Genomic DNA, 15299 nt, shown 5'->3' with positions numbered 1-15299 from the left:
CCAGCGGTCGTGACAGCCCTGCCGCTGTCCGCCGGTGGCGTGCCGTCGGTTCAGGCGTCCAGGTGCAACAGGATCGTGCCGTCAGCAGCCATCACCGCGACCGAGGCCAGATCCTCCCGGTGCAGCGACGTCGCCCCCTCCAGCGTGGCGCGACCGTCCGGCGTGGCTCCCCAGGTAGCTGCCTGGGTGCGCCGGCCGTCGTCGGCCGTGACCCACGCGGTGAAGGTCCCGTCCGACGGCAACCCCTCCAGGTCGAGGGACACCGCGGTACCCCAGGGCTTGGCCAGTAGAGCAGCTGCTCCTGACGCAGGCGTACCAGGGGATGCGCTCATCGGGTCGCCTGCCGCCGGATTACCGGCACCGCCGATCGCCGCCGCAGCGGCGACGGCCGCCGCAGAGACCGCGAGCGCGGTGCTGGCCGCGGTAGCAGCCCGCCAGCGGCGCAGCCGGCCGTCGGTGGCCCGTCGTTCGGAGGCTACCGCGGACAGCGTGCGCTCGAGCAGCGCGGGCGATGGCACGAGGGTGTCCTCGCGGACCTGGGCCGCGCTCAGCCGTCCCATCAGCCCGGGAAGCCCGGCGTAGGACGCCAGCTCTTCCCGGCACTGCGGGCAACCTGGCAGGTGCCGGTCGATCTCCGCGCGCTCAGCCGGGCTCAGCGCACCGAGCACGTAGGAGCCCAGCGAGAGCCGGACCTGGTCGTGTTCCGGGCCGGTCACGACCCCACCCCCATCTCCTCGAGCGCGAGCCGCAGCCCGCGCAGCGCGTAGTACGTCCGGGACTTCACCGTGCCCGGAGGAATGCCGAGGTGCCGGGCGGTCTCGGCGACCGAGCGGCCCAGCCAGTACGACTGGACCAGGACGGCACGGTGCTCGGCCGAGAGGCTGCGCAGCGCCTCGGCCATCGTCCAGGACTCCACGGCCCGGTCGACCTCGTCCGGCGCTGGCAGCGTTCCTAGCGAACTGTCGTCCGTCACTACCTCGGGTCGGGACCGGGCGGCGCGATGGACGTCGGTGAGCACGTTCCGGGCCACGGCGAACAGCCAGGGGCGGGCCGGCCGGCCGGTCAGGTCCACCGTGCCGGCGCTGCGCCATGCCCGCAGCAGTACCTCCTGCACGGCGTCCTCGGCCTGCTGGGCGTCTCCGGTAAAGCGCACGCAGAACGCGAAGAGGGCGCCGCCGTGCTCGGCGTACAGGCATCGGATTAGGTCCTCGTCGGCTCCGCCCACCACTCGCACGCCTGTGGACACGGGCGCACGCCCTATCCGGTTCAGGTGGACCACGGCCGGTTCATGCCCGTGTCCTCGGGCAGCAGACCCGCCACCCAGGAGGACCGGTCGACAGATGCGGCATCGCCGTCAACGAGGGCGCCGGCGGCGTCGGGCCCATCGCATCGCCCGGCTCCATTCCGCTGGGTACCGGGCAGGGGGCGGCCCACCCCAATGTCCCGGGCCTGGACTTCCGGTTGAATGTCCCGCTGCGCCAGCCCAGCGGAAACGTGATCGCCGCGGGCCAGAACCTCGCTGCCCTGTTCAACGTGGCCGGAAGCGCGATCGGCCCGGATGCGCCGTCCGCACCACCTGGACTGGGTCGTCGGCGGCCGGCTGCTCCTGCCCGAGGGTCAGGACACCGTGCTGATGACCGCGACGCTCGCCGACACCGCCGGCCACAGCACCACGACCACCCGCCGCGTCGGCATCTCGCCGGTCTGCAGCGGACAGGCTCTGACCCCACAGCCCCGAGCTGCTGGCCCGAGTCCCGCCCGCAGGGCCCCGCCCGTACGGCAATATCCGCGCGCTGAGCCCCTGGATACGATGAAGGTCCCGAACGATGTCCGGGACCTTCGTCGTCGGTGGTACGGCACGCACCGCCGCGCGCGGGCTCAGGCAGCGCGGAGCACGGCCTCGATCTCCAGCTCGACGGAGATCTTGTCGCCGACGACGACGCCGCCGCCGTCCATCGGCATCTCGATGTCGACACCGAACTGCTTGCGGGAGATCTCGGTCTTGCCGGAGAAGCCGGCGCGCGTGCCGCCGTAGGCGTCCGGGCCGAAGCCGTTGAGCTCCAGGTCCAGGACAACGGGCTTGGTGATGCCCTTGAGAGTGAGCTCGCCCTCGACCTTCCAGTCCTCCCCGTGCGGGCGGACGGCGGTGGAGCGGAAGGACATCACGGTGTGGTTGCCGACGTCGAAGAAGTCAGCGGACTTGATGTGCGCGTCCCGCTGCTCCTGCCGCGTGTCGATGGAGTCCATGTCGACCGTGGCGGTGACGGTGGAGGCGGCCGGGTCGGCGGCGGTGACGATCTCACCGGAGAACTCGCGGAAGTAGCCGCGGACCTTGCTGACCATCATGTGCCGGACAGAGAAGCCAACGGTCGAGTGGGTGGCGTCGACGTCCCAGGTACCGACGGCGTAGCCCGGGATCTGCGTGGTGGTGCTGGTCATGTGAACTCCAACTGATTGAGCGTTTGACTGTATCGTTGGGTCGTAACGTAGTTGAAGGCTTGAGTATTCCGCTAGTACCCTCGAAGCATGACCGCGCAGGTGTCGTCGAGCCCACGACCGGGCGACGTACCGTCCTCCCCCGCTCCCGACTCCCCGCGCTGGCTGGATGGTGAGGAGCAGCGGGCGTGGCGCGCCTGGCTATACAGCACGATGCTGCTGCAGGAGCGCCTGGACCGCGAGCTCACCCGGCAGACCGGCATCTCCAGCGCTTACTACGAGATCCTCGTCCAGCTCTCGGAGGCGCCCGAGCGGCGGATGCGGATGAGCCAGCTGGCCGACCGGTGCCTGTCCTCCCGCAGCCGGCTCTCCCACGCGGTGTCCCGGCTGGAGGAGCGTGGCTGGGTGCGCCGGGAGGTCTGCGCCGAGGACGGCCGGGGCCAGCTCGCGGTGCTCACCGACCAGGGGTTCACCGCGCTCGCGGCGGCCGCGCCGGTGCACGTGGAGAGCGTCCGCACCCACCTGTTCGACCAGCTCAGCGCCGCCCAACTTGGGTCGCTGCGCGACATCGGCGAGACACTGCTGCGCCACCTCGACGAGCACTAGGTATCGGGGGGCCACAATCGCCACTGTGGCCCGTGCGGGGTCGAGTGCAGCGGGCACGCTGAAGCAGGTTGCCGCCGGTGGTGGCCCGGTTGCACAGTGGACGGCGCAGCGGCACAGGTCGCCGGCAGATCGCCGCAGAACGCGGCTCAGCGCAGATCGTCCGGCGGCGCCGGCCAGCGCGGGACGCCCGCCACCTCCCCCACCGGCGCACGGAAGTCCGGCGGGCGCTTGGCCAGAAACGACCGCACCCCCTCGGCGGCGTCCTCACCGGCGCCGAGCTCCCGCAGCGCCGCGGACTCCGCCCGGTGCGCGTCCCACGGCGAGGCCGCCCCGAGCATCGACCACAGCAGCTTTCGGGCGACCCCCACCGCGACCGCCGAGGTGTTGTCGGCGATCTCCCGGGCCAGCGCGTACGCCGTGGGCAACAGGTCGTCGTCGGGTACGACCCGGGAGACCAGCCGGCCGCGCAGCGCCTCGGCCGCGTCGAACACCCGCCCGGTCGCCACCCACTCCATCGCCTGGCTGATGCCGACCACGCGGGGCAGGAACCAGCTGGAGGCGGCCTCCTGGACGATGCCGCGCCGGGTGAACACGAAGCCGAACCGGGCGGACTCCCCAGCGATTCGCACGTCCATCGGCAGCGTCATCGTCGCGCCGATGCCCACCGCCGGGCCGTTGACCGCGGCGATCACCGGCTTGTGCAGCGCGGCGAACGGTAGGGCGGCCACCCCGCCCCAGTCCCTCGGAACACCGCCGATCGTCTCCGTCGGCACCGGTAGGCCCGGCCGGCCCGGGTCGAACGTCGAGCCACCGAGGAGGTCGGCGCCGGCGCAGAAGGCCCGCCCCGCGCCGGTCACCACCAGCACCCGGACGGCGTCGTCGGCGTCCGCGACCGCGCACACCTCCCCCAGTTCCCGGGCCATGTCGGCGGTGAAGGCGTTGAGCCGCTCGGGACGGTGCAGGGTCAGCGTCGCGACGCCGTCGGCGACGTCGTAGCGGACCTGCGTCCAGTCGCTCACCGGTCCAGCGCTCCGGCGAGCACCAGGCCGGCGACGGCGTCCAGGTGCTCGGCCTCGTCCCCGAGCAGCAGCCGGTCGACCTTGGCCCGGCGCCAGTACAGGTGGGCGTCGTGCTCCCAGGTGAAGCCGATGCCGCCGTGCACCTGGACGCAGGTCTCCGCGGCCCGCTCCAGCGTCTTGGCGGCGAATGCCTTGGCGGCTGCGGCCGCCAGCGGCAGTTCCTGCGGCGCCGAGTCCGCTGCCCAGGCCGCCCACCAGACCAGTGAGCGAAGCTGCTCCACTCCGACCCAGGCGTCGACCAGGGCGTGCTTGACCGCCTGATAGGAGCCGATCGGACGGCCGAACGCGGTGCGGACCTTCGCGTAGTCGACGCCCAGCTGCACGGCCCGGGCGGCCGCGCCGAGGTCCTCGGCGGCCAGCACGACCAGCGCGGTGTCCCGGGCCCGGGCCCACCGCTCCCCGGCGTCCTCGGCCAGCACGGTCCGCGAGGTGAGCCGGACCGAGGCCAAACCCCGGGTGGCGTCCATCGGGGTGCCGGCGGTGACCTTCCCGGACCCGACGACCAGAGCGCCGCCGTCCAGGGCCAGGAAGGAGTCGGCGCCGGCGGCGTCGATCGAGGGTCCGGCACCATCCAGCACCGCGAAGGCAGCAGACCCGTCGGCGAGGGCGGCCAGCAGGTCGGGCTGGTCGGCCAACAGGACGGCGGCCCGGGCTGCGGTCACCAGCGACGGCCCGGCGAGCACCGCACCGGCCTGCTCGGCGACGACGGCGAGATCCAGCACGCTGCCGCCGCCACCGCCAGCGGACTCGGGCACGGGAATGCCGAGGTAGCCGATGTCGGCCAGTGCCTTGCGGCCGGGGGCCACCGGGCCACCCCCCAGCGCCCGCCGCGCGTCGCCCGGCGACGCGGAGCCGGCGAAGAACGCGCGGGCACCGGCGGCTGCGGCGCGTTGGACGTCGTCCAACTCGAAGTTCACGACCGGCTCCCGGCGTTGAAGGGGGCCGTCTTGTCCTCGCGCGGCTCGGGCGGCAGGCCCAGCACCCGTTCGCCGATGATGTTGCGCAGCACCTCGTCGGTGCCGCCGGCGATGGCGATGCCGGGCAGCCAGGCCTGGTTGCGCTGCCACCGGCCGTCATCGCTGTCCGGTCCGCGGCTGTACACCGCGTCGTCGCCGAGCAGCCGCACCCCGGCGTCGGCGACCAGCTTGGCCGCGGCGGTGCCGGCGAGCTTGCCTGCGCTGGCTTCCGGCCCGGGCAGGCCGCCGCGGCTGATCGCGGTGTAGCGGCGGTAGCCGGTGTACCGGTTGGCCAGCGCGGCGACCGATGCCCGGCCGACTGCCTGCCGGGCCAGCACCTGCCGGTCCGGCGGCAGCTGGGGCACCCGGTCGCGAGCCAGCGTGGCCAGCGACTCGATCGACAGCCCGAGGTCGTTGCCCCCGCCGCCGACCGCGACCCGTTCGTTGAGCAGCGTGGTGAGGGCGACCCGCCAGCCCTCGCCGGGCTCCCCGAGCCGCTCGCTGTCGGCGATGAGCACGTCGTCGAAGAAGACCTCGTTGAAGTCCGACTGCCCGCCCAGCTGCTTCAGCGGCCGGACCGTCACGCCGGGAGCGTGCATATCGACGACGAACATGGTCAGCCCGGCGTGCTTGGGACGGTCGGGGTCGGTGCGGGTGAGCAGGATGCCGTAGTCGGCGACGTGGGCCAGCGTCGTCCACACCTTCTGGCCGTTGACCACCCACTCGTCGCCGTCCAGGACGGCGGTAGTGCGCAGCGCGGCGAGGTCGGACCCGGACGCCGGTTCGCTGAACAGCTGACACCAGACGTCGTCGGCGCGCAGCAGCCGGGCCAGGTACTTCTCGTGCTGGGCGGGCGTGCCGTGGGCGACGACGGTCGGCCCGCACATGCCCAGGCCGATGTGGTTGATCAGGGTGGGCACCCGGGCGCGGGCGAGCTCCTGGTTGACGATCGCCTGCTGGGCCAGCGTGCCGGCCTGCCCGCCGTGCTCCCGTGACCAGCTCACCCCGACCAACCCGGCCTCGGCGAGCACCCGCTGGGTCTGCCGCAGCGCGCGCTCCTGCTGCGCGGCGTCGGCGGCCTCCTCACCGGAGTCGAGGCGGACCAGTTCGGCGGCGTGCTGGTCCAGCAGTTCGCGGACCCCGGCCCGGTAGGCGGCCTCGTCGGCCGTGTCGTCGAAGTCCATGCGGCGGCGCCTTTCCTGCGCAGGTGGCCCGTTGACCGGCCGGGCTGTCGCCGACAGCATGGCGCAGGTCACAACCGGCGTCGGTGAGGAACCCCATGAGCGACCAGCGCACGGCCCGGTGGCGCGGCATGACCATCGCCGACCAGGTGGCCCGGCACGCCCGGTCGAGGCCCGACGCGCCCGCGCTGCGGTTCGCCGGCTCCGGGCGCAGTTACGCCGAGCTCGACGAGCGGGTCACCCGGCTGGCCGCCGCGCTGGCCGACCGCGGCGTGCGCCGCGGCGACCGGGTCGCCGTCCTCACGCTCAACGGGCTGGAGGGCGTGGAGTCGTTCCTGGCCGCGGCCCGGCTCGGTGCCATCGCCGTCCCGGTGAACTTCCGGCTCGTCGCCGACGAGGTCGGGTATGCGCTGTCCGACAGCGGCGCGGCCGCGCTGGTGGTCGACCCGGCACTGGCCGGCCTCGCCGCCAAGGCCCGCGGCGCTGCGCCGGAACTGCATACCGTGCTGACCGTCGGCCCGGGGTACGAGGACGCGCTGGCCGCCGCATCACCCGAACCGGTCGAGTACCCGGTGGACGAGGGTGACCCGGCGTTCCTGATGTACACCTCGGGGACGACGGGCAAGCCCAAGGGCGCCGTCCTCACCCACCGCAACCTGCTGATGCACGCCTTCAGCCACGTCACGCACCTCGGCTGGGGACCCGACGACCGGGTCGGGCTGAGTGGGGCGCCGCTGTTCCACATCGCCGCGGTCTCCGGGATGCTGCCGCTGCTGCTGATCGGCGGCACCTTCGTGCTCACCCGCTCGGGGGCGTTCGATCCTGTCGCCACGGTCGACGAGCTCGAACGTGAGCGAGTGTCCAGCGCGTTCTACGTGTCGGCGCAGTGGCAGGCGATCTGCGCGGTGCCCGGCCTGGCCGACCGCGACCTGTCGGCGCTGCGCCGCATCTCCTGGGGCGCCGCCCCGGCGTCCACGACGCTGCTGCGCACGATGATGACGGCCTTTCCGCAGGCCGAGGTGGTCACCGCATTCGGGCAGACCGAATGCTCGCCGGTCACCTGCTTCCTGCGCGGCAGGGACTCGGTGCGGAAGATCGGCTCGGTGGGCACCCCGATGCTCAACGTCGAGGTGCGCGTGGTCGACGACGCGATGGTCGACGTGCCGCAGGGTGAGGTAGGCGAGATCGTCTACCGCTCACCGATGGTGATGACCGAGTACTGGGCAAGCCGGAGGAGACCGCTCTCGCGTTCGCCGGGGGCTGGTTCCACTCCGGTGACCTGGTGCGACAGGACGACGAGGGCTATTTCTACGTCGTCGACCGCAAGAAGGACATGATCATCACCGGCGGCGAGAACGTGTACTGCGCGGAGGTGGAGGACGTGCTGGCCGGTCACCCGGGGGTCGCCGAGGTCGCGTTGATCGGCGTCCCGGAAGCCCGGTACGGCGAGGCGCCGCTGGCCGTCGTCGCTCCCCGCGATCCGGCGGCCCCGCCGACGCCGGCCGAGCTGACCACCTGGTGTCGCGAGCGGCTGGCGCACTACAAGTGCCCGCGCGAGTGGTCGATCGTGCCGGCGCTGCCCCGCAACCCCAGCGGCAAGGTGCTCAAGACCCAGCTGCGCACCGAGCACTCGGCCGGGGCGCTGGTGTCCGACCCGGCGGTCTGAATGGAGTGCCAGGGACGCGTTTTCCGCGCCCTGGGACTCCGCTCACTCACCGCGCCAGACCGGCTCACTCACCGCGCCAGACCGGCGCCCGCTTCTCGGCGAAGGCGCGGGCGCCCTCCTGGGCGTCGGCGGAGGCGAACACCGACTCGGAGAGCTCGCGCTGCATCTCCAGCGCCTCCCGGTCGGTCCACCCCACGGCGCCGGCGATGAGCTTCTTCGTCGCCCGCACGGCGAGGGGCCCGTTGGCCGCGATCCGGGCCGCCAGCGCGCGGGCGCCCTCGAGTGCTCCGCCGGGCTCGGTCAGCACGTTGACAAGGCCGAAGCGGTGCGCCTCTTCAGCCGACAGCGGGTCCCCGGTCAGCGCGAGCTCCATGGCCCGCTGGTAGCTCAGCGTCTTGGGCAGCCGCAGCACCCCGCCACCGGCGGCGAACAGGCCGCGCTTGACCTCGGGGATGCCGAAGCGGGCGTCGCGCGCGGCCACGATGAGGTCCGCGGTCAGCGCCAGCTCGAACCCACCGGCCAGCGCCCAGCCCTCGACGGCGGCGATCAGCGGCTTGGCCGGCGGCGCCTCGGTGAGCCCGGCGAAACCGCGACCCTCGATCCGCGGGCGTTCGCCGCGGGAGAACGCCTTGAGGTCCATCCCGGCGCAGAAGGTGCCGCCGGCGCCGGTCAGCACCAGGACGGCGACGTCCGCGCGGGCCTCCAGGTCGTCGACCGCGGCAGCCAGCGACTCCGTCGTCGCCAGGTCGACGGCGTTCTTCGCCTCCGGCCGGTTCAGGGTCAGCACGCCGACCCCGTCGGATACCTCGACCAGCACCGGATCAGCCATCACTCGTCTCCCTCGTCAGCTCATTCCGCTCCCGCGATCATGGCGCCCCGACCACCGGGGGGCGCCCCGGGCGGTTTCGGCGCCACGATCATCGGAACGGGCCGCCAGGTCTCGACTTCGTCTGAGCTCAGACGGAGCAGCCGTCCGGGCCGCAGACAGTGCCGTCGCCGGACCCGCCGGCGGCCATGACCAGCGGCGACCGCTCCGCCCAGGCCCGCTCCAGCACCTCGACGAACGCCTCGGCCGGCTGCGCCCCCGAGACCCCGTACCGCCGGTCGACGACGAAGAAGGGCACCCCGCTGATGCCGAGGGCCTGTGCCTCGGCCTCGTCCGCCCGCACCGCACCGACGTAGCGCTGCTCGTCGAGGACGGCCCGGACCTCATCGGCGTCCAGCCCGACCTCGGCGGCCAGCCGGACCAGAGTGTCCCGGTCGCCGACGCCCTCGCCCTCGGTGAAGTACGCACGCAGCAACCGCTCCTTGACGGCGTCCTGCACGCCACGCAGCCCGGCCAGGTGGATGACCTGGTGCGCGTCGACGGTGTTGGCCCGCACGGCACGGTCGAAGCGGAAGTCCAGGCCCTCTGCAGCCGCCTGCGCGGTCATCGTATCGATCATCTGCTGCGCACCGGCCAGGTCGCTGCCGTACTTGGCGGCCAGCCGCTCGGCGTACCCGGCGCGGTCCGCGGGCTGACCGGCGGGAGCGGACGTGGCGTGCGGATCGAGCTCGAATGCCTTCCACTCGACCTCGACCTGCTCGCGGTGCGGGAACTGCGCCAGGGCCGCCTCGAATCGGCGCTTGCCGATGTGGCACCAGGGACAGACGACGTCGGACCAGATCTCGACCTTCATGCCGGCCCTAACGCCTCCGCCCCCCGCGCTCTTCCCGGAGCGCCACGGGGCCACGTCGAGGGCTCAGCCGGTCCAGACGTCGGCGACCCGGGCGGCGACCGACGCCGCCTGCGCGCGCCCGGCCCCCGCCGAGGCCGCCCGTGCGGCCGGGTCGAGCACGTTCTTGCCGATCGCAGTCCGGCTGCCCTCGTCCGGGGAGACCACGGCGACCCGGCTGACCAGGCCGGTGACCTGCGCGTCGACGCTGGCCATCGGGCCGACGCCGCGCGCAATGGGAGCCAGCACCACGATCCGGTCGTAGCCCTCGGCCAGGTCGGCGTTGGCCGCCGAGCGCATGCCGCCGTCGACGTAGCGCCGGCCGTCGATGGTGACCGGCGGGTACACCCCGGGGACGGCGCAGCTGGCGCCGACCGCGGCCACCAGCTCGACCCCGGAGTCGCGGGTGAAGCGGGTGAACTCACCGCTCTCGGCGTCCACCGCGGTGACCACGAACGGCCGGTCGGGCCACTCGGCCGACGGCAGCCGCGACGTGATCGCCGCGCGACGCTCGTCCTCGGTCGGTGTCAGCCCGGAATCGGCGGCCTTACGGGCGAGCTGGCCGACCCGGCGGCGGAAGGCGACGTCGTCCCGGCGGGCGCGCAGCATCGCCAGGCCGTAGCGGACCAGCACCCCCCGGGTCATCCGCGCGGCACGCTCCTGCGTCGGCGGCTCCAGCTGGCGGGCGTAGAGGTCCTCGAGGGCCGTGCCGCTGGTCAGCTGGGCGCCGACCACCGACCCTGCCGACGTGCCGACCACCAGGTCGGCCGTCCTGAGGTCGACGCCGGCCTCGGCGAGCCCGGCAACCAGGCCGAGCTCCCACGCGATCCCGGTGATGCCGCCGCCACCCAGCACGAGTGCGGTGCGCTGCTCGCTCATCGCGACATTTTCACGTACGGGGCCGGTGTCCGCGCGCAGGGTGACGTGCGCCACGATGCGGGCGAGCACTGCTGCCGGAACGAAGGACGACGGATGCCCCCGACGGACACCCCTGCCAGCGCGACCCCGACGACCTGGCCGCCCGGCCTTCCCCGGTCGCTGGACTACCCGCAGATGCCGGTCGGGTCGATCCTGCGGGCCGCCGTCCGCCGCTGGGGCGGCCACACCGCGTTCATTCACCACGACGTCGAGCTGTCCTACACCGAGCTCGGCCGCCGGGCGCACTCCGTCGCCGCCGGGCTGGCCGAGCTCGGCATCGGAAGGGGCGACGTGGTCGCCGTCCACCTGCCCAACTGCCTGCAGTACCCGGCCGTCTACTACGGCGTGCTGCTGGCCGGGGCGACCTTCTCCCCCACGAACCCGCTGCTGCCCCCGGCCGCCCTCGCCTCCCAGCTCAGCGACGCCGGTGCCCGCGCGGTGGTCACCTGGGAGCCGGCGCTGGGCGTGGTCCGCGCGGCCCTGCCGGAGACCGCGGTGCAGACCGTGGTGGTCACCGGGCCGCAGCAGATCGCCGACCCGTCGGCGCCCGTGGACCTCACCGGCTTCGCGGTGCCCGCTGTCTCCCTGGGCGAGCTGCTCGCCGCCGATCCCACCGACACGCACCGAGATGCCGCCGTCGACCCGGAGACCGACCTCGCCCACCTGGCCTACACCGGCGGCACCACCGGGGTGAGCAAGGGCGTCGAGCTGCCGCACCGCGCGGTGGTCACCAACGTCCTGCAGTCGGCCTGCTTCAGCACCGGGTCGCTGCCCGCCCTGGACTCCGACGGCGACGTCACCCTCGACCAGGTGGGCAGCCCCGAGGAGCACCCCGTCCGGCTCGGGACGGCGACCGGGATCAACCTGACCCCGTGGTTCCACGCCATGGGCGTCATCGGCTACCTCAACGGCCAGGTGATGGGCGGCTCCACGGTGGTCATCCACGACCGGTTCGACCCGGTGGCCTACGTCGCCGACGCCGTCCGGTACCGGGTCACCGGCATCGGCGGCGCCCCGCCGGTCTTCGTCGCCCTGCTACAGGTGGCCGGGATCGCCGACGCCGACCTGTCCAGCGTGCACGGCTTCGCCAGTGGCGCCGCCCCGCTGCCGGTTTCGCTGATCGAGCGGATGAAGGCGCTCGTGCCGGGTGCGGTGATCGGCGAGGGGTACGGGCTGACCGAGGTGACCATGCAGGCCACCGGCAACCCGTCGCACACGTCGGGGATCCGCAAGCCGGGCACGGTCGGCGTCCCGATCCCGGACACCGAGATCAGCATCCGGCCGCTCGGCGGCGGGGACGCGCTGCCGGTCGGCGAGCGCGGTGAGGTGTGCATTCGCGGGCCACAGGTGATGCGCGGCTACGCCCGGCGTCCCGATGCCACCGCCGAGTCGATCGACCCTGAGGGCTGGTTCCACAGCGGCGACGTCGGCGTGCTGGACGCCGACGGCTACCTGTCGATCGTCGACCGGACCAAGGACATGCTGCTCTACAAGGGCTACAACGTGTTTCCTCGCGAGCTCGAGGAGCTGCTGTTCGGCACGCCCGGCGTCGCCGCGGCTGCGGTCGTCGGCCGGCCCGATCCCGAGGCGGGCGAACTGCCGGTGGCCTACGTGGTGCGCCGGGCCGATGCCGCCGGCGCGGCGCTCACCGGCGCGGGCGTGATGGCGACCATCAACGAGCAGGTCACCCCCTACAAGCGGCTGCGCGACGTGGTGTTCGTCGACGCCCTGCCGGTCTCGCCGGCGGGCAAGGTGCTCAAGCGCGAGCTCGCCGCTCGGGAGCGGGAGACCGCCGCGGGCTGAGATCCCGGCGGCGCCGCGCCGGACAGCGATGACCCGTAGCGCCCAGCCGCCGGACGACCCAGCCCCGGCGGCAGTCGTTACTGTCCGCCGGGTGACCAACGACCGGCCCGTGCACGGGGGCGACACCGGGTGGTGAGCGACCACGGCGGCGTGCACCTCGCCCACACCGAGGAGTCCTCCACCCGGCAGGTCTGGCGCCGGGTCGTCGTCGCCTCGCTCGTGCTCATCGCCTGTGTGCTCATCGTCTACACCGGCCGCGACGGCTACGTCGACAACAACGGCGGCGAGATCAGCGTCCTGGACGCCACGTACTACGCCACGGTGAGCCTGTCGACCACCGGCTACGGCGACATCGTCCCGGTCACGCCCAGCGCCCGACTGATCAACATCCTGCTGATCACCCCGCTGCGGATCATGTTCCTGCTCATCCTGATCGGCACGACTCTCGAGGCGCTCACCGCGAGTTCCCGGGAGGAGTTCCGGATCCGACGCTGGAGGTCTCGCGTGCGCCAGCACGTCGTCGTGTGCGGTTACGGCACCAAGGGGCGCAGCGCCATCCGCGCCCTGCTGGGGAACGGCACCGCACCCGAGTCCATCGTGGTGGTCGACTCCGACCCGGCCGCCATCGAGGAGGCCACCGCCTCGGGCTTCACCGGGGTGGTCGGCGACGCCGGCCGCGCCGAGGTGCTGCGGCGGACGTCGGTGGAGAGGGCCCGAGCGGTCATCGTCGCGGCCAACCGGGACGATGCGGCGGTGCTGATCGTGCTCACCGTGCGCCAGCTCAACCCGACCGTGCCGATCACCGCGAGCGTTCGCGAGGAGGAGAACGCCAGCCTGCTGCGCCAGTCCGGCGCCGACTCGGTGATCACCTCGTCGGCGGCCGCCGGGCGGCTGCTCGGCCTGTCGACCGACAGCCCGCGGGTGGTGGCGGTGGTCGAGGACCTGCTGACCGCCGGCCGCGGCCTGGACCTCGTCCAGCGCCAGGTGGGCCAGTCCGAGGTGGGACTGAGCCCGCGGCAACTGCAGGATGTCGTCCTGTCGGTCACCCGCGGTGGTCGCTCGCTGCGCTTCGACGACCCGTTGATCGGCACCCTGCAGAGCGAGGACCAGCTGGTGGTCGTCAAGTCCCGGCGCTGACCGCCCGGCCGGTCGCTCCCCCACTTGCCACACCGGGAGCGGGCAGCGCAGCAGGCCGGGGTGGTCACGGGTGTGTGACGACTCCATGCCCCGGGTGTCCCGGGCGACGAGAGGGGCACGGGATCGGGATCGCGCGTCCCGATCCTAGGAGTCCTCGTGAAGTGTTCGCTCGTCCCGGCAGCCGCCGCGGTCCTGGTCCTCGCCGCCTGCAGCAACGGCCCGATGAGCGACGAAAGGAGCGCCGACGGGTCGGACGGCGAGGTCACCGAGCCGCCCGTGGTCCCGGTGGAGGTCACGTCGGAGTTGACCGATCCGGAGGGCAGCCGGCTGGGGACCGCCACCTTCACCGACACCGCCACCGGCGTAGAGGTCGAGCTGGACGCCAGCGGGTTGACAACTGGTGCCCATCCGGTGGGCCTCTACGGGGTCGGCATCTGCGAGCCGGCCAGCGCGTCTGCCGCCGATCCGGGCCTGATCGGCGATTTCTTCTCGGCCGGTGACCTCATCGTGTTCACCGAGGACCCGGGCGACCTCCCGTCGCTGGTGGTCGGCGAGGAGGAGGTCGGTCGGCTGACCAGCCTGGTGAGCACCAGCAACCTCGACGAGTTGCTCGACGAGGACGGCACAGCGCTGATCATCCACGCCGCCGTCGACCCGGCGGCGCCGGCGGACGGACCGCTGCGCAGTCGGGTCGCCTGCGCGGAGATCTCCGGCTGACTACTCCGCGCCGGCACGCCGATCAGGGCCGCGGGTCAGGGCTCCGGGTCAGGGCCGGGTCGGTCACCGCGACCGGGGCCAGCACCTCGTCGATCCGCGTCTTGACCTCCGGGTCCAGCCGGACGCCGACGGCCTGAACGTTGTCCCGCACCTGCTCGGGGCGGCTGGCACCGATGATCGCGGCCGCGACGTTCTCCTCCTGCAGCACCCAGGCCACGGCCAGGGCGCCCATCGACAGGCCGAGGTCGGCGGCAATGGGCACCAGGTTCTGGACCCGCTCCAGCACGTCGTCCTTCATCCAGCGGGAGATGAAGCCCGCTCCCCCGCCCTTCTGGTCGGTGGCCCGCGAGCCCTCCGGCACCGGCTGCCCCGGCAGGTACTTGCCGGTCAGCACGCCCTGCGCGATCGGGGAGAAGACGACCTGGCTGATGCCCAGCTCCCGGCAGGTCGGGATGACCTCGGTCTCGGGCACCCGGTGCAGCGCGGAGTACTGCGGCTGGTTGGACACCAGGGGGACGTGCAGCTCGTCGGCCAGCACCTTGGCCGCCCGGATCTCCTCCGCCCGCCACTCGGAGACGCCGATGTAGAGCGCCTGGCCCGCGCGGACCACGGCGGCGAAGGCCTCCATCGTCTCCTCGAGCGGGGTCTCGTAGTCGTAGCGGTGCGCCTGGTAGAGGTCGACGTAGTCCAGCCCCAGCCGGCGCAGCGAGCCCTCGATCGACTCGCGGATGTGCTTATGGGACAGGCCGCGGTCGTTGGCGCCGGGGCCGGTCGGCCAGTAGACCTTGGTGAAGACCTCGATGCCGCCGCGGCGCTCACCGGCCAGCGCCTTGCCCAGCACCTGCTCCGCCCGGCCCTCGGCGTAGCCGTCGGCGGTGTCGAAGGTGGTGATACCGGCGTCCAGGGCCGCGCACACGCAGGCGGTCGCGGCGTCGGCCTCGACCTGTCCCCCGTGGGTGATCCAGTTTCCGTAGGTGATCTCGCTGATCTTCAGGCCGCTGCGGCCGAGGTGTCGGAACTCCATGCCCGGTGTCTACCTGAGACGCGCGCCCGGGGCAGGACGCCGAAGGTCCCGAACGCGCGGG

At 73.1% G+C, this 15299-nt stretch carries 16 protein-coding genes; 6 read left to right on the top strand and 10 right to left on the bottom strand.

All coding sequences use genetic code 11. The features are described 5' to 3' along the window. Positions 1-50: 50 nt before the first annotated feature. From BLW04_RS26780 to BLW04_RS14545, 3 genes are all read right to left on the bottom strand, one after another. Positions 51-716 carry a zf-HC2 domain-containing protein gene (locus tag BLW04_RS26780; protein ID WP_091542541.1) on the bottom strand — a complete coding sequence of 222 codons (666 nt, stop codon included), beginning with the start codon at positions 714-716 and terminating at the stop codon, positions 51-53. Continuing rightward, positions 713-1246, bottom strand: coding sequence for a sigma-70 family RNA polymerase sigma factor (locus BLW04_RS14550; protein WP_254781556.1), 534 nt, complete (start codon positions 1244-1246; stop codon positions 713-715). The genes BLW04_RS26780 and BLW04_RS14550 overlap by 4 nt, the downstream gene beginning before the upstream one ends. Before the next feature lie 632 nt (positions 1247-1878). After that, complete coding sequence (locus BLW04_RS14545; protein ID WP_091542538.1) at positions 1879-2439, bottom strand: YceI family protein; 561 nt, start codon at positions 2437-2439, stop codon at positions 1879-1881. 87 nt (positions 2440-2526) lie between these two features. Here BLW04_RS14545 and BLW04_RS14540 point away from each other — a divergent pair, with 87 nt between their 5' ends. After that, a complete protein-coding gene (locus BLW04_RS14540; RefSeq protein WP_091542535.1) occupies positions 2527-3042 on the top strand; it encodes a MarR family winged helix-turn-helix transcriptional regulator in 516 nt (171 codons plus the stop codon). A 146-nt stretch (positions 3043-3188) separates the two neighbouring features. Here the strand turns inward: BLW04_RS14540 and BLW04_RS14535 are convergent, their stop codons facing one another. From BLW04_RS14535 to BLW04_RS14525, 3 genes are read right to left on the bottom strand one after another with little or no spacing between them, the layout of a single operon-like run. Next, complete coding sequence (locus BLW04_RS14535) at positions 3189-4061, bottom strand: enoyl-CoA hydratase-related protein (RefSeq protein WP_091542531.1); 873 nt, start codon at positions 4059-4061, stop codon at positions 3189-3191. Continuing rightward, positions 4058-5038 carry an acyl-CoA dehydrogenase family protein gene (locus BLW04_RS14530; protein ID WP_091542526.1) on the bottom strand — a complete coding sequence of 327 codons (981 nt, stop codon included), beginning with the start codon at positions 5036-5038 and terminating at the stop codon, positions 4058-4060. The genes BLW04_RS14535 and BLW04_RS14530 overlap by 4 nt, the downstream gene beginning before the upstream one ends. Further along, positions 5035-6261 carry an acyl-CoA dehydrogenase family protein gene (locus BLW04_RS14525; protein WP_091542523.1) on the bottom strand — a complete coding sequence of 409 codons (1227 nt, stop codon included), beginning with the start codon at positions 6259-6261 and terminating at the stop codon, positions 5035-5037. The genes BLW04_RS14530 and BLW04_RS14525 overlap by 4 nt, the downstream gene beginning before the upstream one ends. A gap of 95 nt (positions 6262-6356) precedes the next feature. On the opposite strand from BLW04_RS14525, the gene BLW04_RS14520 reads away from it, so the two are divergent. Continuing rightward, positions 6357-7595 carry an AMP-binding protein gene (locus BLW04_RS14520; RefSeq protein WP_254781554.1) on the top strand — a complete coding sequence of 413 codons (1239 nt, stop codon included), beginning with the start codon at positions 6357-6359 and terminating at the stop codon, positions 7593-7595. After that, positions 7541-7924 (top strand): class I adenylate-forming enzyme family protein, encoded by a 384-nt coding sequence (locus BLW04_RS28445; RefSeq protein ID WP_371327791.1) that lies wholly within the window; start codon positions 7541-7543, stop codon positions 7922-7924. The genes BLW04_RS14520 and BLW04_RS28445 overlap by 55 nt, the downstream gene beginning before the upstream one ends. A gap of 64 nt (positions 7925-7988) precedes the next feature. Here BLW04_RS28445 and BLW04_RS14515 read toward each other — a convergent pair whose 3' ends face one another. From BLW04_RS14515 to BLW04_RS14505, 3 genes are all read right to left on the bottom strand, one after another. Continuing rightward, entirely contained in the window at positions 7989-8753 is a 765-nt protein-coding gene (locus BLW04_RS14515) for a crotonase/enoyl-CoA hydratase family protein (protein WP_091542641.1), read from the bottom strand. A 127-nt stretch (positions 8754-8880) separates the two neighbouring features. After that, positions 8881-9603 (bottom strand): DsbA family oxidoreductase, encoded by a 723-nt coding sequence (locus tag BLW04_RS14510; RefSeq protein ID WP_091542518.1) that lies wholly within the window; start codon positions 9601-9603, stop codon positions 8881-8883. A gap of 63 nt (positions 9604-9666) precedes the next feature. Then, positions 9667-10518 carry a patatin-like phospholipase family protein gene (locus BLW04_RS14505; protein ID WP_091542637.1) on the bottom strand — a complete coding sequence of 284 codons (852 nt, stop codon included), beginning with the start codon at positions 10516-10518 and terminating at the stop codon, positions 9667-9669. A gap of 93 nt (positions 10519-10611) precedes the next feature. Here BLW04_RS14505 and BLW04_RS14500 point away from each other — a divergent pair, with 93 nt between their 5' ends. The 3 genes from BLW04_RS14500 to BLW04_RS14490 all read left to right on the top strand — a co-directional run bounded on the left by BLW04_RS14500 (position 10612) and on the right by BLW04_RS14490 (position 14214). After that, positions 10612-12360, top strand: coding sequence for a class I adenylate-forming enzyme family protein (locus BLW04_RS14500; RefSeq protein WP_091542513.1), 1749 nt, complete (start codon positions 10612-10614; stop codon positions 12358-12360). Between the two features lie 132 nt (positions 12361-12492). Continuing rightward, positions 12493-13497 (top strand): potassium channel family protein, encoded by a 1005-nt coding sequence (locus tag BLW04_RS14495; protein ID WP_254781552.1) that lies wholly within the window; start codon positions 12493-12495, stop codon positions 13495-13497. 156 nt (positions 13498-13653) lie between these two features. Then, positions 13654-14214 carry a superoxide dismutase family protein gene (locus BLW04_RS14490; RefSeq protein WP_091542507.1) on the top strand — a complete coding sequence of 187 codons (561 nt, stop codon included), beginning with the start codon at positions 13654-13656 and terminating at the stop codon, positions 14212-14214. A 22-nt stretch (positions 14215-14236) separates the two neighbouring features. On the opposite strand, the gene BLW04_RS14485 is transcribed toward BLW04_RS14490, so the two are convergent. Beyond that, a complete protein-coding gene (locus tag BLW04_RS14485; protein ID WP_091542503.1) occupies positions 14237-15238 on the bottom strand; it encodes an aldo/keto reductase family protein in 1002 nt (333 codons plus the stop codon). Positions 15239-15299 lie beyond the last annotated feature (61 nt).

This window comes from Modestobacter sp. DSM 44400, assembly GCF_900107175.1.
Taxonomy (GTDB): domain Bacteria; phylum Actinomycetota; class Actinomycetes; order Mycobacteriales; family Geodermatophilaceae; genus Modestobacter.
The sequence above is the reverse complement of the archived record's forward strand: the minus strand, read 5'-3'. Positions and strand labels throughout refer to the sequence as shown.